This is a genomic window from Gemmatimonadota bacterium, assembly GCA_016712265.1.
Lineage (GTDB): Bacteria > Gemmatimonadota > Gemmatimonadetes > Gemmatimonadales > Gemmatimonadaceae > RBC101.
The window spans coordinates 165,794-189,282 of the sequence record JADJRJ010000027.1 but is presented as its reverse complement, the minus strand read 5'-3'; the positions used below and the strand labels follow the sequence as shown (position 1 = coordinate 189,282).

Below are 23,489 nucleotides of genomic sequence, written 5' to 3'. Positions count from 1 at the left end.
GGAGGCACCATCCCCGTGTGGCGTTATGCCGGGTCGCGAAATGAACTCCGGGCGCGCGGTGTCGCGAGAACCGGCGCGGGGTGCCGACACCTGTGGAAACGCTCTCTGTGAGTGTTGCGCCTCGGGTGCTGTTGATGTCAGTCGCTGGATCCGCCCCAGGCATCGGCACGGTAGGGGCCAATCCTCGCTGCGGCGTGAGCCAGGACGGCAGCGACTTCTTCTGTGGTGAAGGCGTGGAACGGCTTGAAGTCGAACGGATGCTGGCGCACGGTATCCCGGAAGGCCGCGATCTGGGGGTACATCGCGCTCATCCGCGGTGTCAGGCGCAAGGCGGTGCGCAGGACATCCCGAATCCTGACATCTGCGCCGAACGAGTAGGCGATGTACCGGGACTCGACCAGGTCCCAGAAGGGCGTGGTCTCCGGTCCTTCCTCGATCGCGTCATACTCGAGCGCGGTGCACATCAGGCCCCAGAGCACGTTCTCCTCCCGGCCAACCATGCTGCGCGTCGGTGAAGCGGGGGCTCGCTCCCAGTGCCTGAGGAATGCGCCGGACATGGCGTAGCCGGTCGGGAACCCTGAGCGCCAGAGGCGCAAGTTCAACTCCGTCCACTCGCCCCAGAATTCCCGCCGGGGGTTGAACCCCCCAACGTCCAGGAACAGCCGTCGGTAGCCGGCCACCAGCATCCCCTGCACGGGCATGAACCGCATGCCGTGCGCGTCCACGCTGGGCGTCGACGCCCGTGGCTTGAACAACTGGTCGGTGTCCTCAACGTAGGAACGGAGTCCCACGCCAGCCACGGGCAGGCGGCGGAGCTCCTCTTCCACGGAGGCGAGGACGTCGCCGTGCAGGGAGAGGTCGTCATCCACAAAGGCCACCAGCGGCGTCTTGCAGTGATTGAGCTGCTGGATCCGCGCGGCGCCAATGGTCGGGTTGGCCGGGTTGAAGTAGACGTTGAGCTGCAATCCCGTCACGAGGCCGCGCACCCGTTCCTCGACGTCAGCTGGTGCCTCGCGGGTATCCCGGTTGTAGATCACGTCGACGACAAGCCCGGCCGCGCCGGGGAGCGCAGCGATGGAGGCGAGGAGCGTCTGGAGGTACGACTCCCGTTCGGGAATCGTGAGGACGCTGATGGTCCAGCGAGGGCGCGTGGGCTTCATCGTGGTGTGGTCGCCTCCCGCCCCAGCACGCGAACCACGGTACGCCACCCCCGGATGCCACGGGCGCCCAGTCGAGTGACGCCCGGCAAGGCGGCAAGCTCCGGGTGCCAGGTGCCGTCGGGACGACGAATCACGAACCCTCGACCAACGGCTCGCAGCAGGGGCACATCGTTGTCCTCATCGCCGACGGCGGCGACCGCGGGCGGCGTCTCGCCCCCGAGGTGATGCAGGAGCGCCGCCGCGCCGCTGCCCTTGTCCGCATTGCCCGTGAGCGCCTGCCAGGAGCCTCCCGACGCAACCGTCAGGCCCTGCGCCCGCAGGTCCGCCACGAGCGGGGCCAGGGAGGTCACGGGGGCGCCCGGCGCTGGACGAAACAGGACGGAACAGCGACGGTCGAGGCCGGGGGACACCGTGTCCTGCTCCACCATCGATACCTTGGTGCGCAGCGCGGCGTCAATCAGCTGCCGACGGAGGCTGTCAGCGGGAACGCCCAACCGCACCACAATCCATCCCTCGCCGTCGTACGTCGCCGGCTCACCGATGAGGTTGCCCCCGCTCACAGCGGGGCAGGCCACGACGGCACCATTTTCTGCCACCACTGGCCCGGTAATGCCAAGGTCGCGCTGTACCGGGACGAGTTCGCCGACCGTCCGGCTCGAGGCGAGCACGATCTGCAGGGCGGGCAGGTATGGCTCCAGCGCGAGCGGGCCCATCGCGTATTTCCCGGCGGCATCCAGCAGGGTGCCGTCGACGTCGGAAAACAGCACGACGCGCGTCACGATGCCGCCTGTTGGTTCGTCGCCGCGCGCCGCGCGGCCCGACACAACCGCTGGAACCAGAAGGCCGAGTCCTTCCAGGTCCGACGCTGCGTGGCGAAGTCGACGTGGATGAGGCCGAACCGCGGCCGATAACCCGACGCCCATTCGAAGTTGTCGTAGAGGCTCCATACGTGATAGCTCCGGACGTCTGCCCCGTCCTGGTGTGCCCGTCGCACCGACTCGACGTGGCTCTGGTGATAAGCAATGCGTGCCTGGTCCCGGATGCGACCGTCGGGGTCCGGCGTTTCGTCAAAGGCGCAGCCGCTTTCGCACACCTCCAGCGGGATGCGGCCGTAGAGCCGGGTGAGCTCCATCAGCACGTCGTAGAGTGCCTTGGGCCACACTTCCCATCCCATCGCCGTGCGGTTCCCTTCGCTGCGACCGAAGGCGCTCTCGATGGGCGCGACCTGTCCCGGCGCCGTGCTGAAGTCGGCGTGACCGCCGGCGCTGCGTGTGTCGGATCGGATATCAAAGAGGAAGTAGGGCAGGTCGGGACGGTTATGGCCTCCCGCACTCACCACGAGCCGGTAGTAGCAGTTGACGCCGATGAAGTCGAGCGGGGTACGCATCAATGCGTCATCGCCTGATCTGGCGTGCAATGCGGCAGCCGGAATGCTCTCGAGAAAGGCGCGTGGGTACTGGCCGTTGAGCAGGGGCTGAAGGAAGAGGTGGTTGAAGAGGGCGTCCGCGTAGCTTGCTGCCCACCGGTCGTCCGGCGTGTTGGTCGCCGGTTCGCAGGGGGCCAGGGCAAAGGTCGAGCCCACGCGCACGTCGCTTCGGGCACCCTTGGCGGCCCGAAAGCCGAGGGCATGGGCCATGGTCACCACATGCACGGCCGAGAGGAAAGCGGGCAGGCTGCGGCGTCCAGGCGCATATCGCCCGAATAGGTATCCGCGCGACGTGAAGATGAAGGGCTCGTTGAAGAGCGACCAATCCTTGACCCGGTCTCCCAGCGCGCCGACCACCAACGCGGCGTAGTCGGCGAACCGGTCCGCGGTGTCGCGGTGGGGCCACCCGCCGCGATCCTCCAACGCCTGGGGGAGGTCCCAGTGGTACAGTGTCCCAAACGGGCGAATGCCTGCTTCGCACAAGCCATCGACCAGCCGGTCATAAAAGGCGAGGCCTGCGGCGTTCGCCGCGCCGCGCCCCGTTGGCTGGATGCGCGGCCACGCGACGGAGAACCGGTAACTCGATAGCCCCAATTCACGCATGAGCCTGATGTCGTCCTGCCAGCGGTGGTAATGGTCGCACGCGTGTCGACCGTCCTCCCCACGTTCGATCGCGCCCGGCTGGCCGGCAAACGTGTCCCAGATCGATGGACCGCGCCCATCCGCGTCGTGGGCACCCTCGATCTGGTACGCCGAGGTGGAGACGCCCCAGTGAAAATCCGTCGGCAGCTCGCTCCCGCGCTCTTCCTGTGTCGGCGCGCTGGACGCCGGGTCTCGATGCATGAAGGGGGTATGGGGTCCCTTGGATGCGCGATCGCTCGAGGGGTTCAAGGCTGGTTCGGTTGGGGGACGAGCGGCGCCACCCCTTCATCGGGCGCGTCGCCGGCTACAATCAAGTCAGGCTCGGCCGCCGGCGCGTGCAGCAGCAATCCGGGGATGATCGTGTTCAGGACCGTATAGAAGACCAGTGCCCCAAACAACCACGGGGGAAGGACGAAGCGCTCACGCAGGATCTCCGCGATCACGAGCGTGAACACCAGTGTGGGGAGGAGTGGGGTGGACACCCGCACGGCGTCGCGCCACTGCTCACGCAGCGCCATGCGACGCAGCAATGCCGTGGTGACCACCCGCAGCGGCACGGCCACCACCAGGAGTCCGGCCCCAACCGCGAAGGTTGTCCAGGTCAGGTCGCTGCGCTCGAGGTGCAGCCCGGCCTTGAAGAAGTAGAACGGCACGAAGAACGACGCAAAGACCTCTACCGCGTGCAGCATCTTTTCCGACGCCAGCGCCGGAAGTTCGCGCCGGAATCGCTGCGCCGAGACGCCCACGAGGAAGGCGCCGACCAGATAGTACACTCCGAGTCGTCGGGTGACGAAGGCACAGACCAGTGCGACGATCACCAGGAAGGCGAATTCGGACTTTGGCGCAAAGGGCAGGATCGTGCGCGCGAACAAGAGAAACGCGAGCGGGACCACGACCACCAACCCCCCTAGCGTCAGAAAGGAGATCCCCAGGCGCTGGATGTCATCGCCCTGGAGCACGACGAACAGCACCGCGAGGGCCACCAGCTCGGTCGAGATCGCCTTGGACTTCACCCAGAACTGCTCGCGTCCGCTGAGCCCAAAGCTTGGGAGGGAGTCCAGGATGAACCCCGTGGAGGGAGTGAGGAGGGCCAGCGCCACCAGGGCGGCCGCGCGCCCTTGCAGCGGCACCAGGCTGGCCAACATCCAGGTAACCACGCCAAGCAGGACAAGCTGAATCCCCAGGTGCCAGGTGAGCACCGTCATCTCCCGTTGCAGCTCGCGAAAATCCACTTCGAGACCGGCGAACAGAAAGAGCGCCACAATCCCCAGCGTGGCGAAGAGCTGGATCGTGGCGTCCTGCGTGAAGAGGTGGAGGCCGAGCGACACGAACGCCCCGAGCGCGAGACTGGTGACCGCGCTCGGCAGGCGATACCGCTGCAGGAACTTCGGCACGACAAACAACCCGAAGACCAGGAGCAGGTAGGCGAGTTCCGGGGTTGCCTCGTCGGCCATCGGTCACCTTGCGGAACGCGGGGAATCAGGGAAGGCCGAGCCCCGGTCCGGATCGTTGGGCCAGGGTCGGCGATGACATAGGGTAACACGAGATACTTGGAAATCCAAGTATCTTGTGCTATTGTCACCGTGTTGCCAGCGAAAGTCTCCCGATGTTTGGCGAGAACGTTCCTGGCCCGTCCTGTCCCATGTCCAACCGGAATGTCCAAACTGCCCGCGGAACCGACCGTCGATCATCAGCTGGGGCCCGTGCTGGACTTCCTGCGTCTGTTATGGCGGGTGAACCACGCGATGGAGCGTCGGTCGCGACACATGCAGGGGCGCCTTGGGGTCACCGCGCCGCAACGGATGGTGATTCGCCTGGCTGGTCGATTCCCCGACGCAACGGCCTCCGAACTGGCGGCGCTGCTCCACCTGGACCCCGGAAGCCTGTCCAGCTTGCTCGCGCGGCTCGAGGAGGCAGGGCTCCTGAATCGTACCGCGGATCGCCACGATCGACGCCGGATCCGCGTGTCCCTCACACGGCGTGGTCGTCGACTCACAGGGGACACGGAGGAGACGGTCGAGTCCGCCGTCACCGCCGTCCTCGCCGAGAGCGACCCCGAGGATATCCGACGCGTCCATGCGCTCATGTCGGCACTGGCCGAACACCTGGCCGCACCGAAGGAGCCTGAGCTGCCGCCGAAACGCCGCGCGCCCGCGCGGTCCAACCGAACAGACGGGAGGGTGAGATGACAGGACAGAGGAAGTCAACCAATGCTCGAGGCCCGATGGGCGTCGACGCCTTCCGGCAGGCCCGTGGCGAACGCGGCAAGACGGCCACAGCCGAGACACCGGTGACCATTCGAGACAACGGGCCGGACGAGACGTTGGAGTCCGCGCGTCTTCGCGACGCCCTCGGTCGCAACCTGGGGAAGTACGCGACGCGACTGACGCGGGTCCTCGTTGCCACAAGCGATGAGAGTGGCCCGGTGGGCGCTCCCAAGGTGCGCGCAACGGTGACCGTGACCACCGTCTCCCTCGGCGTAGTCGTGGTAACCGCCACCGGGGGCACCAGCTGGGCGGCTGCCAGCGCAGCGATTCGATCGTGTGAACGCGCGTTGCGGCGCCGCGTCGAGCGTGCGCGAACGACCCGAACCTAGCAGTACCGAACCAGGTCCAGAGCCAGGCACCATGGACGCAAGCCTGAGCGAGTGGGGCGGCCGGGTCGGATCGAGCAAACTCTTCGTGCTCGTCGCCGCGGCATTCGGCGTCGCCCCCCCCCCCCCCGCCCCCCCCCCCCGCCCCCCCCCGCCCCCCCCCCCGCATCGATGCGACGCAGGGGACGGTCAAGCTTGCCTCGGCCACGTTCCACCTTGTGGAGGCACCTACGCTGCGGGTCGCACTGACCCAACCAGAACGCCCGGCGTCGTGACCGCAGGCAGGGTCCAGCCTCGCAGGTATGTTCTTCCCGTCGTTCCGCCCCCCCAGCTTGCCGTCCATGAATTCCGAGCTCGCGTTCATCCTGCTTTTTGCGTGGCCACCGCCGTTGCCCTGCTGGTGAGGCACTTCCGCATTCCCTCTTAACTTCTCGTCCTCGCCGGACTCGGGCTTGGGGCGCTGCGCTGGATCGACGCCCCGCACCTGACGCAGGAGTTGCTCTTTGCCGTCTTCCTGCCTGGCCTGCTGTTCGAGGCGGCATACCACATCAGGTGGCACCGGCTGCGCGAGAACGCCCGCGTCATCCTCGCGCTTGCGGTGCCCGGCGTGGTGGCGGCGATCGGAGTTACCGGCGTCATCACCGCGTGGATCGTGCGCGGGCTCGAGGTGGATCCCACCTTCATGCTCAGCCAGGGGCTGGTGTTCGGCGCCCTCATCGCCGCGACTGACCCCATAGCGGTTGTTGCCCTATTTCGAACGCTGCATGTGCCGTCGCGCCTCAGCCTTCTGGTGGAGGGGGAGAGCCTGCTCAACGACGGCACCGCGATCGTGCTCTTTGCCCTGATCCTCGCCACGGTCACCGGCGGGACGACCACCGTGAGTGCGCTGACGGCGCAGTTCCTCTCCACCACGGCCGGTGGCGCTCTGATCGGGGTGGCGGTTGGATTGGCCGCGTCGCACGTCACCAAGCGGGTCGACGAGCCCACCATCGAGATCACCTTGACGGTCATCGCGGCCTACGGCGCGTTTGTGGCCGCCGAACAGGTACACGCGTCGGGGGTGATCGCCACCGTGGCGTCGGGGCTGGTGTGCGGCAATGTCGGCCGGGACGAGGGCATGTCGCCCACTACCCTTCTCGCGGTGGAATCGTTCTGGGAGTACCTGGCCTTTGCGCTCAACAGCATCGTGTTTCTGCTGATCGGATTCGAGGTCTCGTTGGGTGGCCTCGCCTCCTACTGGCGCGAGATCGCGGTGGCGACGGTCGCGATGCTCGTTGCCCGGTTCTTCGTCGTGGCCGCGGTCACGGTGCTGTTGCGTCGGACCAACGAAGCTGTGCCGCGTGGGTGGACCACGGTCCTCGCCTGGGGCGGGATCCGCGGCGGATTGTCCATCGTGCTCGCCCTTGGGCTCCCGCGTGACTTGCCGCATCGGGAACAGCTGATCACGATGACGCTTGGTGTGGTGCTCTCGTCGATTCTCCTCCAGGGAATGACCATGGCCCCCTTGCTGCGCCGTCTGGGGCTCGTCCGAAAGAATGAGGATCACATCGCGCTGGAACGTGCGCGCGCCGAGGTGCGTGTCGCGACGGGCGCGCTCCAGGAGATCGATCAACTCAAGGCCCGCCACGTTGTCAGCGACGGCGACGCCGAGGCGTTCCGCGCACCCTACCGGCATCGCCTCGACGCCGCGCGACAGGCCATCGACACCCTCGGCCGTCAGGCCGGGGCGATGGAGCGAGACCGCCATGCGGCATTGCGGCACCTTCTGGCCCTGGAGGCCCGACTGGTGGGGGAGGGCTATCGCGCGGATGAGATCTCCAGCGAAGTTCATGAGGAGTTGACGCGCGAGGTCGCCGGTCGGCGCATACAACTCGAAACGCATGGGGTCGAGGCGCTTCCACGTCCGCACGGCTCCGCGTCGCCGGAACCCGGGGGCCCACCCAGACGTGAGGTGTAGCGACCGCACGGCTCCCCCGGCCGGTGGGACGCGACCACCGGGGGAGGACGCATACCAACCGCCACGAGACCGATGACGCGCGCAGAACAGGCAGAGGTCGAGGCCAGACCCAGGACGGGGACCCGGAGTGCCATCGTGCGCCTGCGGGCCGCCCTGCGTCCCCTGTATCGGCTCAGCGACACCGACGAGGAAGGGGCGGTTCGGCAGATCGTCAGCCAGATCGAGTTCACGGGGGGCAACCTGTATGCCCTCGTGCTTGCGATCGTCGTCGCGTCCGTCGGGCTGAATGTCAACTCCACGGCGGTCATCATTGGCGCCATGCTGATTTCGCCGTTGATGGGTCCCATCATGGGGGCGGGCCTTGGCCTGGGCATCAACGACCTGGTGCTGGTGCGGCGCTCGGTGCGCAACCTGACGATCGCGGCATCGGCAAGCCTCGTGACGTCGGCGCTGTACTTCCTGGTCTCTCCCCTGGCCGAAGCGCAATCCGAGCTGCTCGCACGAACGCGGCCCACCATTTACGACGTGCTCATCGCCCTCGCTGGCGGGAGCGCAGGGATCATCGCAGTCACGCGTAAGGGGGACCGGGGCAACGTCATCCCGGGCGTGGCGATTGCGACGGCCCTCATGCCGCCCCTTTGCACGGCCGGGTTTGGGCTGGCCACCGGGAACTTCTCGTTCTTCTTCGGGGCCCTGTACCTGTTCGTCATCAACTCGGTCTTTATTTGTTTCGCGACCCTCTCGGTCGTACGACTCCTCGGCTTTCAGCGCGTTGAAGCGCTGGATCCGAGGGAGGCGGGGCGCCGGCGCCTCCTGTTGGGAGTCGCCATGGGATTGACGATCCTGCCGAGTGTGTACGTCGGCTGGCAGGTGGTGCGGGAAACGCGCTTCGAGTCCGCGGCGCGGCGGTTTGTGGAGGAGTCCCTGGTATTTCCCGACCGCTCGGTGGTGTCCACGAAGATTGTCCACGGGCGCGACTCGTCGGCGATCGAAACAACGATCCTGGGACGCCCACTTTCGCCGGAGACGGTGGACAACCTGCGCCTGCGACTGGCCAACTACGGGCTGGATCGGGCGCGCCTGGTGATCCACCAGCCGGACGAAGGGACGATGGCGCCCGAACAGTTGGGCCAGATGGTGCGTTCGGGGATCCTCGAGGATCTCTATACGCGAAATGAGGCGGCGCTAAAGTCTCGTGACGCGCGCATCGCACTGTTGGAGGGCGAGTTGCTCCGCGTTCGCGGAGCGCAGTGGCCGCTCGGCGACGTTGCGCGGGAGCTCGTGGCGCTCTACCCGGATGTACGCTCCATCCAGGTGGGGCCCGCCGTCCAGGCGGCGAGGGGGGCGGCCGCAGGAGACACCGCCCAGACCGCGGTGATTGCCTGGAGCCGGCTGCCGGGTGCTCCTGACCGCCGACGAGTCGAGACCTTCCTCGCCCAGCGCCTGCGTCTGGACTCGCTTCGCGTGGCCCACACACTCGCGCCCCGCAGCCCGTGATCCGGAAGCCCGTCGTTCCCAGGTCCACCCGGCTGTCGGTCCGGGAGGTCGCGGACGCCAATGATCCGCAGCTATCGGAGGCGTATGCCTTGCTCGCGCGAACGTTTCACTCGTCGGAGCGTGTCTCCCTGGCGGACTGGAAGGCCACCCTCGAGGAGAAGGCCGGCGGGGTCTGGACCGACCTTGCGTGGCATTTGTTGATCGCCGTGCGGGGACGCAAGGTTGTGGGCTTGGCGACCGGGACCTATTTCGGGAGCCTGAATGTGGGGATGGTGGGGTACCTCGCGATTGACGCCGGGATGCGCTCGGGTGGGCTGGGCTCGCGTTTGCGCCAGCGCTTGCGCCGTGCCTTCGAGCGCGACGCGCACAGGCTGGCGGGGGTGCCGCTCGCGGCGATCCTGGGTGAGGTCAGCGCGGAGAACCCGTGGTTGCGCGCGCTCGCGCGTCGGCCAGCGGTCCTTGTGCTCAACTTTCCCTACTTCCAACCACGGCTGCGCCCGAGCGACGACCCGTCGCCGTTCTACCTCTATCACGAGGCCATCACCGGCCCGCGCCGACCCTACCTCGCGGCGAGCGAGTTGCGCCGGATCCTGTACGCCATCTGGCGGCGAGGGTATCGCATCGCGCGCCCCTTGGAGCGTCCGGCTTTTCGCCTGATGATGCGCGCGCTGGCCACGCGGCGTCGCATCGGGCCGGTCACTTTCCCCATTCCCGCCGCGCGATGATCGTCGACTGCCATGTGCACCTGAACAACTACCACGAGCAGGAAGCGGTGTCCCTCGCCAGCAGTCTGGACAAGCTGCAAGCGTCCATGGCCGAGAACGGGGTGGACCATGCCCTGGTCCTCACCAGTTACCTGGTGAGCCCACACCGCCCGAGCACGGCCGAGGTGGTGGAAGCCATTCGCGACATCCCGAACCTGGGGGTGGTCGCCGGGGTCAGCTATACCAACTATCGGGAGCGTACGCTCCGCGAATTGGCCGACTTCCTGGCCGCCGGGCTGGTGAAGGGGTTGAAGCTGTACCCGGGGTATGAACCCTTCTATCCGCACGACCGGCGCCTGCAGGTGGTCTACGACCTTGCGGAGGAGTTCGACGTCCCGGTCATGATTCACTCGGGGGACACCTACTCCGCCCGCGGGAAGCTCAAGTATTCCCATCCCCTCGAGATCGATGAGGTGGCGGTGGATCACCCGAACGTGAAGTTCGTGATCTGCCACCTCGGGAACCCGTGGTTGACCGATTGCATGGAAGTGGTCTACAAGAACCCGAACGTCTACGCGGATATCTCGGGGCTGGTGCTAGGGGAGTTCACCGAGGCGTTCGAGGACTACATGGCGGAAGAGATCCGCGACGTCATCCTGTACGCCGGGGATCCGAAGCGCTTCCTGTACGGCACGGACTGGCCGATCTGCTCCATGAAATCCTACCTGAACTTCGTGCGTCAGCTCAACCTTCCGGAGGAGTCGGCCGCCATGATGCTATCCGGCAATGCCCGCCGGTTGTTCAAGCTGGACGTGCCGGCGTAGTCGAGGGATCGCGTGCGCCCGGCGGGTCCGCAGCGAGGGCCTCGCCACATCGTCGGCAGAATGCGGCATCGAGGGCGTGTTGGCTGGTTGGGCACCGCGGACAGTCGACGCGCCGCTGCCTCCCGCGCCCGAGTTCCGCCGTGACAATGCCGGTCGGGATCGCTACGATCGCGTAGCCCAACAGCATGATGACAGCGGCCAGTGACTGCCCGAATGGTGTCTGCGGGGTGATGTCCCCGTATCCCACGGTCGTGATGGTGACGATGGTCCAGTAGATGCTCGTCGGGATGCTGGTGAAGCCGGACCGCGCCCCTTCTATCAAGTACATGAGCGTCCCGAGCATCACGGTCAATGTCGCGACCGTGGCCATGAAGATCGCGATCTTCCGCCGACTATCGCGGAGCGCACGGACAAGGAACTCGGCCTCACCGACGTACTCGGCGAGGGCGAGGATGCGGAAGACACGCAGCACTCGCAGGCCCCGGATGACGATGAGGTACTGACTCCCCGGGGCGACGAGGCTGAGGTAGGTGGGCAGCAGTGCCGCAAGGTCGATCAGTCCAAAGAAGCTGGTGGCATATCGCGTCGGCCGCTCGGCGCACGCCAACCGCAACACGTACTCGATCGAAAACAGGAGCGTGAAGGTCCACTCGGCGATGCGCAGGGGTGTGCCCCAGGTGGAGCGAAGCGACGGCACGGAGTCGGCCATCACGGCACCCACACTGGCCACGATGGCAACGAGGAGGGCGACGTCGAACGCCTTCCCGGCTGTGGTCTCGTGGCCGAAGATCACGGTGTGCAGTCGGACGCGCCAGGGCGCGCGGGGCGGCGCGGTGAGGGGGGCGCTCATCGGACGAGAGCCGGGAGCGAGGCCAGCGCGCGTCGGGCGGGCTCGCGGACGTCCTCGAGGAAGCGTTGCAGGAACGAAAGGTGCAAAGTTGACATAACGTACAAAATACACTATATTGACATTGTCAGCAAATGCTGGCACGGCGCGGCCACCGCTGGTGGCCCGTCGCATGACGTGCCGCGTCCCGCGGTATCGCCCTCATGTCCCCTGTATGCGTTCACGTCCCCTCGCGCGCATCGCCACCACCGATGCCCGCGAGCAGTTGGCCGAGTTGGTGAACGCGGTCGCCTATGGTGGCGCCCGCATCGTGCTGCAGCGCCACGGTCGCAACGTGGCCGCGCTCGTGTCCCTTGAGGACCTGCAGCAACTCGGCGTTCGGTTGGGTCGTGATGTTCCCGAATGGACCACCGTGGTCCGTGCGGGCAAGGGGTGACCCTGGTGTGCCGGGGTCGGGCGATGGGACGCGGTGCACCATCCACCCCTATCCCAGGAGGCCACGATGGCTGCCCCCAACAGAACGACCCCCAACACCACGCCCACGACGGCATCAACCCTGCTCGCCGCTCGCGACGTGAAGGACTTCACCTTGGGTCCGGGCCTGCCCGACGTCCATGGTTGGGATGTCATGGGTCCGGGGTCCACGAAACTCGGCACGGTGGACCGTATCATGCTCGACAAGCAGGACAAGAAGCCGCGGTATCTTTCGGTACTCCTGCCCGACAAGCGAGGCCACCTGCTGCTTCCCGTTGGGGTGGGCCACGCCAACTCTGCCACACGGCAGGTCAGCATCGACGCATTGACGCCGGACGTGCTCAAGTCGCTGCCCACTCTCACGCAGGAACTCGTCACGGTCGACCATGAACGACAGGTCGTCGGGGCGGTGGCGGGCCCAGAGGCCAGCCGAGGCGCACCGGCCCAATGGTATGCCCTCCCGGCGTTCGATCCAGCGCGGCTCTTTGGCGCCCCACGGAAGCCGGCGAGCTGAGAACCTCCGCGGTTGGTGCCCCGGAGCACCACGGGATGGGGCGCCCATCATGACCCCACGTCGTGACTGGCTGCAGGCGGGTCTCCCGCCCCTGAGGGGTCCATTCCGCCGTGGATCCTGCAGCGACGGACCATCGTCGGCGTCCCATCCCGCGCCGCGTGCGTGAAGCGGGGTGGTGCGCGGTACGGTGCCTTCCCGTGGGCAACGATCCCTTCGCAGGACGCGAGGGGATCGTTGTCATTTGGGCCGAGCCGTCGCCGGATGTCGCATCCCGAGCGGCGCCGCGCGCGTCTGTCTGGGGCCGGGATGGCCAGCGCGGTGCCGACGCATGCAGGAATTCTATTGATGTTGACCGAACTATAGGCCTTGCCCGTGACCGCCGAACCGACGATGCTCCGGGTACAAGGCGGCGGAACGCACCTCGGGCCTGCGGGACCTGCGCAGGTGGCGACCCTTCCCGTCTGGCAGGTACTCCGCCCCACCACGCGCGGCGATGACCGAGGTTCCCTGGAGAGAGGTGAGATGGCAAACGGGCAAGATGACGGCTTGACGCACAGCGGGCGGTTGGGCGGCGGGCTCTTCAACGACCTGGCGCGACGGCGCCCCTTCTACCTGGATGACTTCCGCGCGGGCCTGCACTCCAAGGTGCTGGGGTCCACGCTGTTTCTGTTCTTTGCCTGCCTCGCCAACGCGATCGCCTTTGGCGGACTCTCGGGTGCGGTCACGGGCGGCAACATCGGCACCACCGAGATGATCATCGCCACGGCCACGGGGGGCATTGTGTTCGCCCTGTTCAGCGGGCAACCCCTCACCATCCTCGGCGGCACCGGACCCATCGTGATCTTCACAGGGCTGCTCTATGTCACCTGTGAGCAGCTCGGGCTCCCGTTTCTTGCAACGTATGCGTGGACGGGGATCTGGTCCGGCATCCTACTCATCGTGTGTGCCGTCACCGATGCGAGCGTGTTGATGCGGCACTTCACGCGCTTCACTGACGAGATCTTTGCCGGCCTGATCGCGGTGATCTTCATCGTGGAGGCGGTCAGCTCCATGGCGCGTCCGTTCGGGACCGACCCGCGTGACCTGACGGCAGCCTTCCTGGGGGTCGTGTTGAGCCTGGGGACCTACACGCTGGCGCGCTCCTTCAAGGGTGCCGCCCGTGGCAGCTACCTCAACGCGACGGCGCGCAACTTCCTGTCCGACTTCGGGCCCAGCCTGGCGATCGCGGGGATGACCTGGGTCGCGATCTCGTTTCCCGAGGTGGAGCTGCCGGTGCCCGCCGTGCCCGACACCTTCGGCACGACGACCGGGCGGCCCTGGCGCGTGGACCTGTGGTCCCTGCCGACCTGGGCGATCTTCGCCACGCTGGGGCCCGCCGTGATGGCGACGATCCTCCTCTTCCTCGACCAGAACATCACGACGCGGCTGGTCAACGCTCCTGGACACAAACTTCGCAAGGGCGCCGGCTTTCACCTCGACCTGCTCGTGGTCGGCGTGATCGTCGCCGTTGGGTCCGTCTTTGCGTTGCCATGGATCGTCGCGGCTACCGTCCACTCGCTCAACCACGTGCGCAGCCTGGCGACCACGGACGTGGTAGACGTCGGTGGTGTGCAGCGCGAAGTGATTCGCAGTGTGCGCGAGACGCGGGTCTCCGGGCTGATGATCCATCTGCTCATCGCCGGCTCCATCCTGATCCTGCCCCTGATCCAGGTGATCCCGATGGCCGTGCTGTTCGGGCTCTTCCTGTTCATGGGATTCAACACCCTGGGCGGCAACCAGTTCTGGGAGCGCTTCCAGCTCTGGTTCACCGATCCGCGGCTGTATCCGGCCACCCACGCCGTTCGGCGTGTCGCACGCGGTCAGCTTCATCGCTTCACCCTCATCCAGGTGCTCGGGCTCGGCGCGCTCTGGATGCTGAAGGCCAGTCGCGCCGGGATCCTCTTTCCCGTGTTGATCGCGGCGCTGGTCCCGCTTCGCCTCAGTCTTCGCCGTTGGTTCACCGACGAGGAACTCGCCGTCCTCGATCCGCACGAGGAACTCGAGGGCGAAACGGAACACATGGCTGGGGGCGACGTGCATTCGTGAAGTTGGCCACTGCGTCGCCGGTCGAGCTACCTGGTCCCCAGGAGGGGATGTCGACATGTCCCTGAATACGATCCTGCTTCCTCACGACGGTTCCGCCCTCTCGGGGTCGGTGGCCGCCTCGCTGGCCCCCTTCATCCTGGGCGCGGCGTCGCCGGTGCAGGTCGTGCTGCTGCATGTCGCCGACGTCGATTCTGGCGAGCCGGTCGACCTGGACACCACGGAGGGGTACCTCTCAGGACTCGGCGCCCGGGTCACCCGCGAGTACCGCACCGGACCGGACGCGGCAGCGACCATCCTCTCGGTGGCGGGCGAGCTCAGCGTTGACCTGATTGCGATGTCCACGCACGGGCGCAGCGGCCTCAGCCGATGGGTGCGGGGCAGCGTCGCGGAACGGGTGCTGCGCGCCTGCCCGGTTCCGCTCTGGCTCAGCAATCCGCGAAGCGCGCCGACGCGGAGCGTGCGTTCAGTGCTGATCCCGATGGATGGCTCGGAGTGCGCGAATGGCGTCCTGGATCCCCTGGTCCCACTGCTCACCGCCCTCGGCGCGGAGGTCACGCTGTTGTACGTGGACTATGCAGGGACGACGGATACGCCGGGCATGGCTGCGGTCCGACGCGTTGCGCGGGAAGCCGACGTGCGGGGCTGGCTCGCCGTACCGATGGAACGCCTGCAACGTGCAGGCATCGCGACAGCCGTGAAAGTAGTCCATGGGGCTCCCGCCGAGGAGATCCTCAGGGCCACCGAGTCAGGCGCGTTCGACCTGCTCGCCATGGCGACCCATGGGCGCTCCGGACCGGCGCGCTGGGTGCTGGGGTCGACGGCGGAGAAGGTCCTGGCGCATTCGGCGATTTGTACCTTCGTGGTTCGCGCGCGCTCATGACGGGGTCGTCGCTGGCGCACGACCCGTGGAGGCGCTAGCTCAGGAACTCCGCGGCTTGGCGCGGCGCGTGGGTTCGGCCTCGAGCGGATTGTCGGGCCAGTAGTGCCGGGGATAGCGCCCCTTCATCTCCTTCTGGACGTCGCGGTACGACGAGCGCCAGAACCCGGCCAGGTCGCGCGTCACCTGGAGCGGGCGGTGCGCCGGGGACAGGAGGTGCAGGACGACAGACACGCGTCCGTCGAGCACGCGCGGTCCGTCCGACAGGCCAAACATCTCCTGCATGCGCACCCGGAGCAGCGGGGCCGCGGGGTCGGCATAGTCGATCGGGAGGCGGGAGCCGGTCGGGGCCTCGTAGTGCGTCGGGGCGAGGGCGTCGAGCCGGCTGCGTTGCGACCAGTCGAGGCGGTTGAGCATCAGGCCGCCGAGGTCGAGTTGGGCGAGTTGCGTGGCGCTGCGCACGCCGTCGAGGTGCGGCAGCAGCCACTCATCGAGGGTGGCGAGGAGCGCAGCGTCGCCCACGTCGGGCCACTCCGGCAGGTGGTGGTGCACAAAGGCGAGTCGTTGGCGCACGGCCTCCGCACCGGGGCTCCATGTGAGCGCGCCTAACGATGTGGCGATGAGTTGTGCGCGAACGGCAGCGAGCACCAATGCGGGATCCGGTCGCGGCTCCATGGTCTCGCGCAGCACGAGGGCACCGAGGGTCTCGCGACGCGTACCGCGCACGGCCTGGGCTGTGGGGTCCCATGCGACCTCCTCCTCGACGGTGAGCTGCGAGGTGAAGTCGGCGCGCACGTCGTCCAGGGTGAGCGGTGCGGCGAGGTACACACCGGCCTCGGGGACGCGACCGTCGGTCTCCGCCACGACGAGCCACGGTTCCCGTGCCAGTGCCGGGGAGTCACGAAAGACGACGCCCCCACCGCTGCGCAGCAGGAAGCGCGCGGTCTCGCCGCGTCGCTGCGCGACACGATCGGGAAAGGCGAGCGCTACCAGTCGCCCGACGCTGCTGTCATCGGTCCAGTCAACGTCCCGGCGGAGCTCCAGTTGCCTGCGCCAGGTGCGGGCAGCCTCGACGACGGCGCGGACGGTGTCTCGCCGGACGCGCATCTCCCCGGCGTGATCGGGCATCCGGTCGCCGCGTCGGGCTTCGCGTACCAGCTCCACGCGCACGCGCAGGTCGGCGTTTTGCGCGGGGCCATCCCCCTGCAGGATGTCGCGCTCCTCCAGCAACGCCGCCAGGTCGCAGGCGAGGGCGGTGGCGTCGGGGGGGCCGGCGCGGATGAGCATGTGCGCGATGCGCGGGTGGGTGCCTAACGCCGAGATATCGCGGCCATGCGCGGTCACCCGTCCGCCGCTGTCGAGTGCCTCCAGCTGCTGCAGGAGGACGCGGGCGCGTGCGAGGGTCGCCGCCGGCGGCGGGGTGAGCCAGGCGAGGTCAGTGACGTCGACCCCGGCCACCGCGAGTTCCAATGCGAGTGGGGCGAGGTCGGCTTCGGCGATCTCCGGAGCAGCAGCGGCGAGGAGCCCCGCCTGCTCCCCTTCATCCCACAGCCGCCATGCGACCCCAGGGGCCTGTCGCCCGGCGCGCCCGGCGCGCTGGTCTGCAGATGCTCGTGAGACGCGCACCGTCTCCAACCGCGTCATGCCGGTGCGGGGCGAGAAGCGTGGGACCCGTGAGACGCCACTATCCACCACGATGCGCACGCCATCAATCGTCAGGCTCGACTCGGCGATGCTGGTCGCCAGGATCACCTTGCGTCGCCCCGCGGGCGAGGGTTGCAGCGCGCGGTCCTGGTCCGCGAATGAGAGGCTCCCCCACAGAGCGGTGCAGCTCGGCCGCGACCTGGTTGTCGGCAAGCCGCTGTTGGACCCGCGCGATCTCGGCCTGGCCGGGCAGGAAGGCCAACACATCACCCTCCGGCGTCTCACGGAGCGCGCGTTGGATCAATGCGGCGACCGATCCCTCGAGGCGTTGGCCGTCACGGGGTGCGGCATAACGAACATCCACGGGCCAGGTGCGACCCTCGCTCGTGATGACCGGGGCGTCGCCCAGCAACCGTGCGACCGGTTCTGCCGCGAGGGTTGCCGACATCACAAGCAGGCGCAGCTCGTCACGCACCAACCGTTGCGTGTGGAGCGCGAGCGCCAGGCCAACGTCGGCGTGCAGCGAGCGCTCGTGAAACTCGTCGAAGATGAGGCAGCCCACGCCATCCAGGGTCGGGTCGCTGGCGATCATCCGCGTCAGCACCCCCTCGGTGACCACCTCGATGCGGGTGCGCGCGGAGACTTGGGTGTCGCGGCGCATCCGGTAGCCGACCGTTTCGCCCACGCGTTCCCCAAGGAGGGCGGCCATGCGGTGCGCGGCATTGCGGGTGGCCAGCCGCCGGGGCTCGAGCATCACGATCCGCTGGTCGCCGAGCCAGGGGGCGTCGCGCAGCGCGAGCGGCACCATCGTGGTCTTGCCGGCGCCCGGGGGGGCGACGAGCACCGCACTTGAACCCCTGGCAAGCGCGTCACGGAGCGCGGGAAGGACGCCCGAGATGGTGAGGGAGGGGTTCGCCATGGCCAGGGCGGAACGATAGCCGCGCGGCCGCCGTAGGGGGTGGCTCCAGCTGGGACACCCCCTTTCAGCCCGGCGCCCGGGTCCACACAATCGTTGACATGAAAATCACGCGATTCCTGCTCCTCGCGCTGGCTGCCGCCTGTGCGACTCCTGCTCCCCCGGAAATCAGGGATGAAGCCGTCGTCACCCGTGTGCTCGCCGGTCTCCGGCCGGCGCTGGTCGTGAAGGGCGCGGCCCCGGTGACCTTCTCCCTCGCCGAGCGGATGGCGAAGTACAAGGTGCCGGGGGTGTCGGTTGCAGTGGTGAACGGGGGAAAGCTGGCCTGGTCGCGCGGCTTCGGGCTCAAGACCGCTGGCGGCAGCGACTCGGTGACCGATATGACCCTCTTCCAGGCCGCATCGATCAGCAAGCCGGTGGCGGCGACCGTGCTGCTGCGCCTGGTGGATGAGGGAAAGCTCGATCTCGATCGGCCGGTGAACGAGTACCTGACGAGCTGGAAGTTGCCGGAGAACGCGTTCACGGCGACCGAGAAGGTGACGTTGCGGCGCCTCGCGTCGCACGCGGCGGGGACGACGGTGCACGGCTTTCCCGGGTACGCCAAGGGGGCCGCCGTGCCGACGGTGCCACAGATCCTGGATGGCGCTAAACCAGCAAATACCGCTGCGGTGCGCGTGGACACGACCCCGGGATCACGCTGGCGCTATTCAGGGGGCGGGATCACCATCGAGCAGCTCGCGATGACCGACGTCACCGGCGAGGCGTTTCCGGAATTGGCCAGACGACTCGTGCTAGAGCCCGTCGGCATGGCGCGCAGCACCTATGCGCAGCCCCTCCCTGACGATCGTCGTGCGGAGGCCGCATCCGGCCACCGCCCGGATGGGACGATGGTGACCGGCCGGTGGCACACGTACCCGGAGATGGCGGCTGCAGGTCTTTGGACCAGACCGACGGAGCTGCTGCAGTGGGCGATGGCGATCACCGCGGCACGCGCCGGCACGTCGACGGAGGTCCTGTCGCAGAAGATGGCCACGGAGATGTTGACCATGCAGAAGGAACCGTCCGGCATCGGCCCGATGCTGGAGAAGACGGGACGCGCCTTTCGCTTCCAGCATGGCGGGGCGAACGAGGGGTATCGCGCCCAGCTGATCTACTTCCCCGAGACCGGGCAGGGGGCTGCGATCATGACCAACAGCGATGCGGGCTCATCGGTCGTGGGTGAGCTGCTCCTTGCCATCGCCGCGGAATACCAGTGGCCCGAGTATGGCCCGCGCGAGATCGAGACCTTGCCCATGGACAGCGCGCTCGTCAGCCAGCTCGTGGGAGAGTACCCGATCCCGAAGGAAGTCACCGGAACGCCGACGGCGGTGAGCCAGACGATCACGCTGGAAGGCGGCAAGCTGATGACCGAGGTACCGGGGCTCGTCCCGAAGTCGGAGTTCCTGCTGTTGTCGGGCGACCGCCTGATGGCGCCGGAGGCTTCCCTTGAAGTGAAACTGGTGCGCGACAAGGCCGGGAAGGTGACCGGGATCGATTTCGGCCCCGTGGTGCTAAAGCGCAAGTAGGGACCCGGAGGTCGAGACGCCGTGCCGGAACTTCCCGACATCATCGCCTACGTCGAGGGGCTCGAGCGACATGTGGTGGGGCACGAGCTGCGTGCGCTCACCATGTCGAGCCCCTTCCTGGTACGCTCGGTGGAACCACCGATCGCCGACCTGGTCGGTCGCAGCGTGATTGGGGTTTCGCGGATGGGCAAGCGGCTGGTGCTCTCCTTTGAGGATGACTTGCACCTCGTCATCCATCTCATGATTGCCGGACGCCTCCGCTGGCGCGCGCCCGGCAAGAAGGGGCTCGGCAAGGCGCTCGCGACCCTTGGCTTTGACCACGGGTCCCTGCTGTTCACGGAAGCGGGGACCAAGCGTCGCGCGTCGTTCACGGTGGTGCGTGGGGCGGACGCGGTCGCCGCCATCCATCGTGGGGGGATCGAGCCGCTGTCGTGTTCAGCTGCCGAGTTTGTGCACCAGCTGCGACGGGAGAACCATACGCTCAAGCGGTCGCTGACCGACCCCCGGTTGTTCAGCGGGATTGGCAACGCGTATTCGGACGAGATCCTGCACCACGCGCGACTGTCACCCTTGCAGACCACGGCGCGCCTGACGGACGAGCAGGCGGCGCGGCTGCACAGCTCAACGGTGGCGGTGCTGACGGAGTGGATCGAGCGGCACCGCGCCGAGGTGGGGACGGGCTTTCCGGAGACCGTGACGGCCTTTCGGCCGGAGATGAAGGCCCATGGGCGGTACGGCGAGCCGTGCCCGGATTGCGGGACGCCGATCCAACGGATTCGTTACGCCGACAACGAGACGAACTATTGTGCGCGGTGCCAGACCGAGGGACGGATGCTGGCGGATCGGTCGCTGTCGCGCCTGCTGAAGGGCGACTGGCCGAAGTCCATCGACGAGCTGGACGCCTGACGCTCAGCCCAGCTGACGTGGTCCTTCGCCGCAGGTGCCGTGCCCTGGCCAGACTCATCCCAATGTCCTGAGTACCTGTGCGTATGCCCATTGCCAAGAGCTTGAAGATCGAACTCGAAGAGGAGGCCCTGACCACGCGCCGCGTCCTCGAGCGCGTCCCCGAAGAACACCTCAGCTGGCGCGCCCATCCCACCTCGATGTCCCTGGGCCAGCTCGCGTTACACATCGCACAAACACCGGGCACCATCGCGCAGATGGCGCAGGCCGACGCCATGGAGGTCCCCAACTTTAAGCAGGCCGAAGCCACGAGCCGAGCAGAGGTGCTGGAGGCCCACGACCAGTCGATCGCCGCGTTCGCGGCCATGCTGCGCACGATGCCCGATGAGCGGCTCATGGCGAAGTGGTCGTTGTCGCGCCGCGGTGCGATTGTCGCGACAATGCCGCGCGTAGCCTTCATCCGATCGGTCGGGATGAACCACGTGTACCATCACCGCGGTCAGCTGGTGATGTGCCTGCGGATGCTCCACGTTCCGGTGCCGTCGGTCTACGGACCGAGCCGCGACGAGAATCCGTTCGCCTGAGGCACGGATGGCTCGCGCTCCGGGAGTCGCTGCCCGGAGCGCGTCGTGCACAATCCTGAACCGCGAGCACTAAGCAGGTGCGGCCCCTATCTCCCCGGACGATAGCGGCGCACTGTGGCGCGCTCCACATCTTCCGTGGTGAACGCGACACGCTTCATCTCGCCACGCGCAAACATCGCGGCCTGGTCGGCGAAGTACGGCGAGGTTGGCGTGTTGCTCTGGCCGTACGCCAGGACCGAGTAGGCGCGAGGGACCGGCGTGAACTCCACGGCCAGCACCCAGCCGTCGCCGCCGCGGGCCACGCGCTTGCCATCGGGGGCATCGCTGAACTGCAGCACGCGAAAACACCCCAACGCCCCCGTGCATCCCCCGACCGGGACGTCGACGTCGCCGCGCCGGACGCGATGCACCTCGCCCCAGGCCACGTCCGCGCGACCGTGGCGAGCCGTCACCTGCTCCACCGCCCAGGCGAAGTCGGCCGCCGCACGAACCGGGTCCGCAAGGCCGTCCGGCGTGTCGTTCGGGCGTTCGGGACTCCATGGCGACGAAAAAGTTCGCCGCGCGCGCTCGGCAAACGGCAAGCCCCGCATCGCCTCGCCCTGCAGGTGACGGTTGTACCACACCTCGAACAACACCCCGCCGCGTGAGTCGGGAGCGGTGGTCCGATCCCAACGCGACAACACCTCGGCGGCGGCCGCGACGGCGGGAGTCGGCGCGTTCGCCCGGACCGCCGCGAGCAGGTCATCCGTAAGGCGCTCTCCAGCGAGCATGCGGTACGAGTGCTTCAGCCGTACCACGTCCTCCAACGACATCTTGCGTTCCTGTGTCGCCAGGCGAATCCCCAGCTGCGTCCGGAATCCCAGCGCGGGCCGCGAGAAGTTGGATGGGAAGCGCAACGAGTCGATGATGGCGTTGAGGTTGGTGTAGTGAAACGGGTCGTTGGATTGCTGGATGTAGCCCCCCGGCGGGTTCAGGAGTTGCGGCAGCGAATCGAAGGGGACCATGTCCTGCCAGATCTCCGCACTCGTTCGCACGGGGATGGCCACGGAGTCACCGCCGCTGGGGTGCGGCAGGCGCGGGACCGTGGCGTTCCAGACGTAGAAGATGTTCCCCTTGTCGTCGGCGTAGGTGAGGTTGGAGGTCGTGTGGGCGCGCAGTCGCATCGCCTCCTTCCATTCCTCCAGCGTGCGTGCGCGCATGAGGCGGAGAAACTGCTCCGTCTTGCGAAACTCCCCGTCGGCGGGCCAGCGGGCAATCACGACCTTGCCGTCCGCACGATCCACCACCGGACCCAGCGTCGTCTGCCAGCGGGTGCGCACCTCAGACGAGAGTCCCGGGCCGTTTCGATACTCGGCGACCACGTCGACACGTTCGATCGGATGGGAGCGGCCGTCGAGCAGGTAGTGGTCCGGACGCAGCGAATCGACCTCGAGGGCGTAGAGCGCCTCGTTGTCGGTGTTGTTGTTCGTCGTCGCCCAGCCGAGGTGGCGGTTGAAGCCACCGACGAGCAATGCCGGGTTGCCGATGCGAAAGTCGCCGTAGAAGTCCATCACGTGGGGCACGGTCACGTGGGCTTCGTAGTAGCCGGCGCTCCAGTCCAGGTGCGGGTTGCGCAGCAGGATCGCGCGACCGGACTTCGTGCGAGACGGGGCAAACGCCCACGCGTTGGACCCTTCCCCCTCGCGCTGCACCGAGTCCTGCCGCGCGCGTTCTCGGAGTCGCCGAGCCCGGTCGCCCCAGGTGCGCGCTCCATCCGGGAGTGGTGACTCCATCCAGAGGGCAGCGATGTCGACACCCTGCACGTCGGTGGGCATCCAGGAAGGGAAGTCACCGGCGTGCGTGCGCACATAGTCGTTGATGCCCGCCGCAAACCCCTCGTAGGTCTCCCGGGTCTCGATCTGCAGCTGGCGATAGGTGGCCACCGCCCGCGCATGCGTGATGCGCGCGTCGAAGTCACGTTCGATGGAATCACGGCCGTAGTAGCGCGCCATGTGCCCGCGGGATCGAATCACCCCCATCGCCACGCGCGCGCCATAGTCCTCCAGCTGCACCCACGCCATGGCATAGCCAAACGCGCCCATGTCGTCGGCGGCGATGTGGGGAACGCCGTGTGCCGTGCGGCGAATCTCCACCCGATCGGCGTACGCCTTCGCCGGTTGGGCCGTAAGGGTCAGTGAGGTGCAGATCGTGAGGAAGCCACCGAGTGTGGCGCGAAGCAATGGCCGCGAAGTTGGTCGCATGGAGAGGAAGAAAAGAACGGCGCCTGCTGATCGAAGA

19 protein-coding genes and 1 pseudogene are annotated in these 23,489 nt (G+C 67.5%); 13 read left to right on the top strand and 7 right to left on the bottom strand.

Annotation, left to right across the window (positions count from 1 at the left end; translation table 11 throughout):
• Nucleotides 1–137: 137 nt before the first annotated feature.
• The 4 genes from IPK85_05135 to IPK85_05120 are packed head-to-tail and all read right to left on the bottom strand — an operon-like array spanning nucleotide 138 to nucleotide 4,682.
• A complete protein-coding gene (locus IPK85_05135; protein MBK8246765.1) occupies nucleotides 138–1,160 on the bottom strand; it encodes a glycosyltransferase in 1,023 nt (340 codons plus the stop codon).
• Nucleotides 1,157–1,939: an HAD hydrolase family protein gene (locus IPK85_05130; GenBank protein ID MBK8246764.1), complete on the bottom strand. Its 783-nt coding sequence runs from the start codon at nucleotides 1,937–1,939 to the stop codon at nucleotides 1,157–1,159. Before IPK85_05130 ends, IPK85_05135 begins: the two co-directional genes overlap by 4 nt.
• Nucleotides 1,936–3,429 (bottom strand): family 1 glycosylhydrolase, encoded by a 1,494-nt coding sequence (locus tag IPK85_05125; GenBank protein ID MBK8246763.1) that lies wholly within the window; start codon nucleotides 3,427–3,429, stop codon nucleotides 1,936–1,938. Before IPK85_05125 ends, IPK85_05130 begins: the two co-directional genes overlap by 4 nt.
• Before the next feature lie 44 nt (nucleotides 3,430–3,473).
• Nucleotides 3,474–4,682: a cation:proton antiporter gene (locus IPK85_05120; protein MBK8246762.1), complete on the bottom strand. Its 1,209-nt coding sequence runs from the start codon at nucleotides 4,680–4,682 to the stop codon at nucleotides 3,474–3,476.
• Nucleotides 4,683–4,883: 201 nt separating this feature from the next.
• Here IPK85_05120 and IPK85_05115 point away from each other — a divergent pair, with 201 nt between their 5' ends.
• The 6 genes from IPK85_05115 to IPK85_05090 all read left to right on the top strand — a co-directional run bounded on the left by IPK85_05115 (nucleotide 4,884) and on the right by IPK85_05090 (nucleotide 10,803).
• Nucleotides 4,884–5,417 carry a MarR family transcriptional regulator gene (locus IPK85_05115; GenBank protein ID MBK8246761.1) on the top strand — a complete coding sequence of 178 codons (534 nt, stop codon included), beginning with the start codon at nucleotides 4,884–4,886 and terminating at the stop codon, nucleotides 5,415–5,417.
• Nucleotides 5,418–5,452: 35 nt separating this feature from the next.
• Nucleotides 5,453–5,824: a hypothetical protein gene (locus IPK85_05110; GenBank protein ID MBK8246760.1), complete on the top strand. Its 372-nt coding sequence runs from the start codon at nucleotides 5,453–5,455 to the stop codon at nucleotides 5,822–5,824.
• A gap of 457 nt (nucleotides 5,825–6,281) precedes the next feature.
• Nucleotides 6,282–7,778, top strand: coding sequence for a sodium:proton antiporter (locus IPK85_05105; protein MBK8246759.1), 1,497 nt, complete (start codon nucleotides 6,282–6,284; stop codon nucleotides 7,776–7,778).
• A gap of 72 nt (nucleotides 7,779–7,850) precedes the next feature.
• A complete protein-coding gene (locus IPK85_05100; GenBank protein MBK8246758.1) occupies nucleotides 7,851–9,275 on the top strand; it encodes a DUF389 domain-containing protein in 1,425 nt (474 codons plus the stop codon).
• Nucleotides 9,272–10,000 carry a GNAT family N-acetyltransferase gene (locus IPK85_05095; GenBank protein ID MBK8246757.1) on the top strand — a complete coding sequence of 243 codons (729 nt, stop codon included), beginning with the start codon at nucleotides 9,272–9,274 and terminating at the stop codon, nucleotides 9,998–10,000. The genes IPK85_05100 and IPK85_05095 overlap by 4 nt, the downstream gene beginning before the upstream one ends.
• The gene (locus IPK85_05090) at nucleotides 9,997–10,803 is read left to right on the top strand and encodes an amidohydrolase (GenBank protein MBK8246756.1); all 807 of its coding nucleotides are present in this window, start codon (nucleotides 9,997–9,999) and stop codon (nucleotides 10,801–10,803) included. Before IPK85_05095 ends, IPK85_05090 begins: the two co-directional genes overlap by 4 nt.
• On the opposite strand, the gene IPK85_05085 is transcribed toward IPK85_05090, so the two are convergent.
• On the bottom strand, nucleotides 10,781–11,653 hold the full coding sequence (locus tag IPK85_05085) for an ion transporter (protein MBK8246755.1): 873 nt from the start codon (nucleotides 11,651–11,653) through the stop codon (nucleotides 10,781–10,783). The genes IPK85_05090 and IPK85_05085 overlap by 23 nt on opposite strands.
• Nucleotides 11,654–11,864: 211 nt before the next feature.
• On the opposite strand from IPK85_05085, the gene IPK85_05080 reads away from it, so the two are divergent.
• The 4 genes from IPK85_05080 (at nucleotide 11,865) to IPK85_05065 (ending at nucleotide 15,603) form a co-directional block, all read left to right on the top strand.
• Nucleotides 11,865–12,086 (top strand): type II toxin-antitoxin system Phd/YefM family antitoxin, encoded by a 222-nt coding sequence (locus IPK85_05080; protein MBK8246754.1) that lies wholly within the window; start codon nucleotides 11,865–11,867, stop codon nucleotides 12,084–12,086.
• A 66-nt stretch (nucleotides 12,087–12,152) separates the two neighbouring features.
• Nucleotides 12,153–12,638, top strand: coding sequence for a hypothetical protein (locus IPK85_05075; GenBank protein ID MBK8246753.1), 486 nt, complete (start codon nucleotides 12,153–12,155; stop codon nucleotides 12,636–12,638).
• Nucleotides 12,639–13,160: 522 nt separating this feature from the next.
• Nucleotides 13,161–14,723, top strand: a complete 1,563-nt coding sequence (locus IPK85_05070) for an HCO3- transporter (GenBank protein MBK8246752.1) — start codon at nucleotides 13,161–13,163, stop codon at nucleotides 14,721–14,723.
• Nucleotides 14,724–14,778: 55 nt separating this feature from the next.
• The gene (locus tag IPK85_05065) at nucleotides 14,779–15,603 is read left to right on the top strand and encodes a universal stress protein (protein ID MBK8246751.1); all 825 of its coding nucleotides are present in this window, start codon (nucleotides 14,779–14,781) and stop codon (nucleotides 15,601–15,603) included.
• A gap of 39 nt (nucleotides 15,604–15,642) precedes the next feature.
• On the opposite strand, the pseudogene hrpB reads toward IPK85_05065, so the two are convergent.
• A pseudogene (hrpB, locus tag IPK85_05060) lies at nucleotides 15,643–18,163 on the bottom strand (ATP-dependent helicase HrpB).
• A gap of 98 nt (nucleotides 18,164–18,261) precedes the next feature.
• Between hrpB and IPK85_05055 the strand changes: the two are divergent.
• The 3 genes from IPK85_05055 (at nucleotide 18,262) to IPK85_05045 (ending at nucleotide 21,212) form a co-directional block, all read left to right on the top strand.
• A complete protein-coding gene (locus IPK85_05055; protein MBK8246750.1) occupies nucleotides 18,262–19,725 on the top strand; it encodes a beta-lactamase family protein in 1,464 nt (487 codons plus the stop codon).
• A 21-nt stretch (nucleotides 19,726–19,746) separates the two neighbouring features.
• The gene (locus IPK85_05050; protein MBK8246749.1) at nucleotides 19,747–20,631 is read left to right on the top strand and encodes a formamidopyrimidine-DNA glycosylase; all 885 of its coding nucleotides are present in this window, start codon (nucleotides 19,747–19,749) and stop codon (nucleotides 20,629–20,631) included.
• An 83-nt stretch (nucleotides 20,632–20,714) separates the two neighbouring features.
• Nucleotides 20,715–21,212 (top strand): DinB family protein, encoded by a 498-nt coding sequence (locus IPK85_05045; GenBank protein MBK8246748.1) that lies wholly within the window; start codon nucleotides 20,715–20,717, stop codon nucleotides 21,210–21,212.
• An 86-nt stretch (nucleotides 21,213–21,298) separates the two neighbouring features.
• Here the strand turns inward: IPK85_05045 and IPK85_05040 are convergent, their stop codons facing one another.
• The gene (locus IPK85_05040; protein ID MBK8246747.1) at nucleotides 21,299–23,452 is read right to left on the bottom strand and encodes a penicillin acylase family protein; all 2,154 of its coding nucleotides are present in this window, start codon (nucleotides 23,450–23,452) and stop codon (nucleotides 21,299–21,301) included.
• Nucleotides 23,453–23,489: the final 37 nt, after the last annotated feature.

Bases quoted from the DNA above. Each gene is read 5' to 3' on its own strand.
- IPK85_05135 (MBK8246765.1), bottom strand. From the start codon at position 1,160: ATGAAGCCCACGCGCCCTCGCTGGACCATCAGCGTCCTCACGATTCCC.
- IPK85_05110 (MBK8246760.1), top strand. From the start codon at position 5,453: ATGGGCGTCGACGCCTTCCGGCAGGCCCGTGGCGAACGCGGCAAGACG.
- IPK85_05100 (MBK8246758.1), top strand. From the start codon at position 7,851: ATGACGCGCGCAGAACAGGCAGAGGTCGAGGCCAGACCCAGGACGGGG.
- IPK85_05040 (MBK8246747.1), bottom strand. From the start codon at position 23,452: ATGCGACCAACTTCGCGGCCATTGCTTCGCGCCACACTCGGTGGCTTC.
- IPK85_05070 (MBK8246752.1), top strand. From the start codon at position 13,161: ATGGCAAACGGGCAAGATGACGGCTTGACGCACAGCGGGCGGTTGGGC.
- IPK85_05045 (MBK8246748.1), top strand. From the start codon at position 20,715: ATGCCCATTGCCAAGAGCTTGAAGATCGAACTCGAAGAGGAGGCCCTG.
- IPK85_05115 (MBK8246761.1), top strand. From the start codon at position 4,884: ATGTCCAAACTGCCCGCGGAACCGACCGTCGATCATCAGCTGGGGCCC.
- IPK85_05090 (MBK8246756.1), top strand. From the start codon at position 9,997: ATGATCGTCGACTGCCATGTGCACCTGAACAACTACCACGAGCAGGAA.
- IPK85_05085 (MBK8246755.1), bottom strand. From the start codon at position 11,653: ATGAGCGCCCCCCTCACCGCGCCGCCCCGCGCGCCCTGGCGCGTCCGA.
- IPK85_05065 (MBK8246751.1), top strand. From the start codon at position 14,779: ATGTCCCTGAATACGATCCTGCTTCCTCACGACGGTTCCGCCCTCTCG.
- IPK85_05080 (MBK8246754.1), top strand. From the start codon at position 11,865: ATGCGTTCACGTCCCCTCGCGCGCATCGCCACCACCGATGCCCGCGAG.
- IPK85_05075 (MBK8246753.1), top strand. From the start codon at position 12,153: ATGGCTGCCCCCAACAGAACGACCCCCAACACCACGCCCACGACGGCA.
- IPK85_05120 (MBK8246762.1), bottom strand. From the start codon at position 4,682: ATGGCCGACGAGGCAACCCCGGAACTCGCCTACCTGCTCCTGGTCTTC.
- IPK85_05125 (MBK8246763.1), bottom strand. From the start codon at position 3,429: ATGCATCGAGACCCGGCGTCCAGCGCGCCGACACAGGAAGAGCGCGGG.
- IPK85_05055 (MBK8246750.1), top strand. From the start codon at position 18,262: ATGAAAATCACGCGATTCCTGCTCCTCGCGCTGGCTGCCGCCTGTGCG.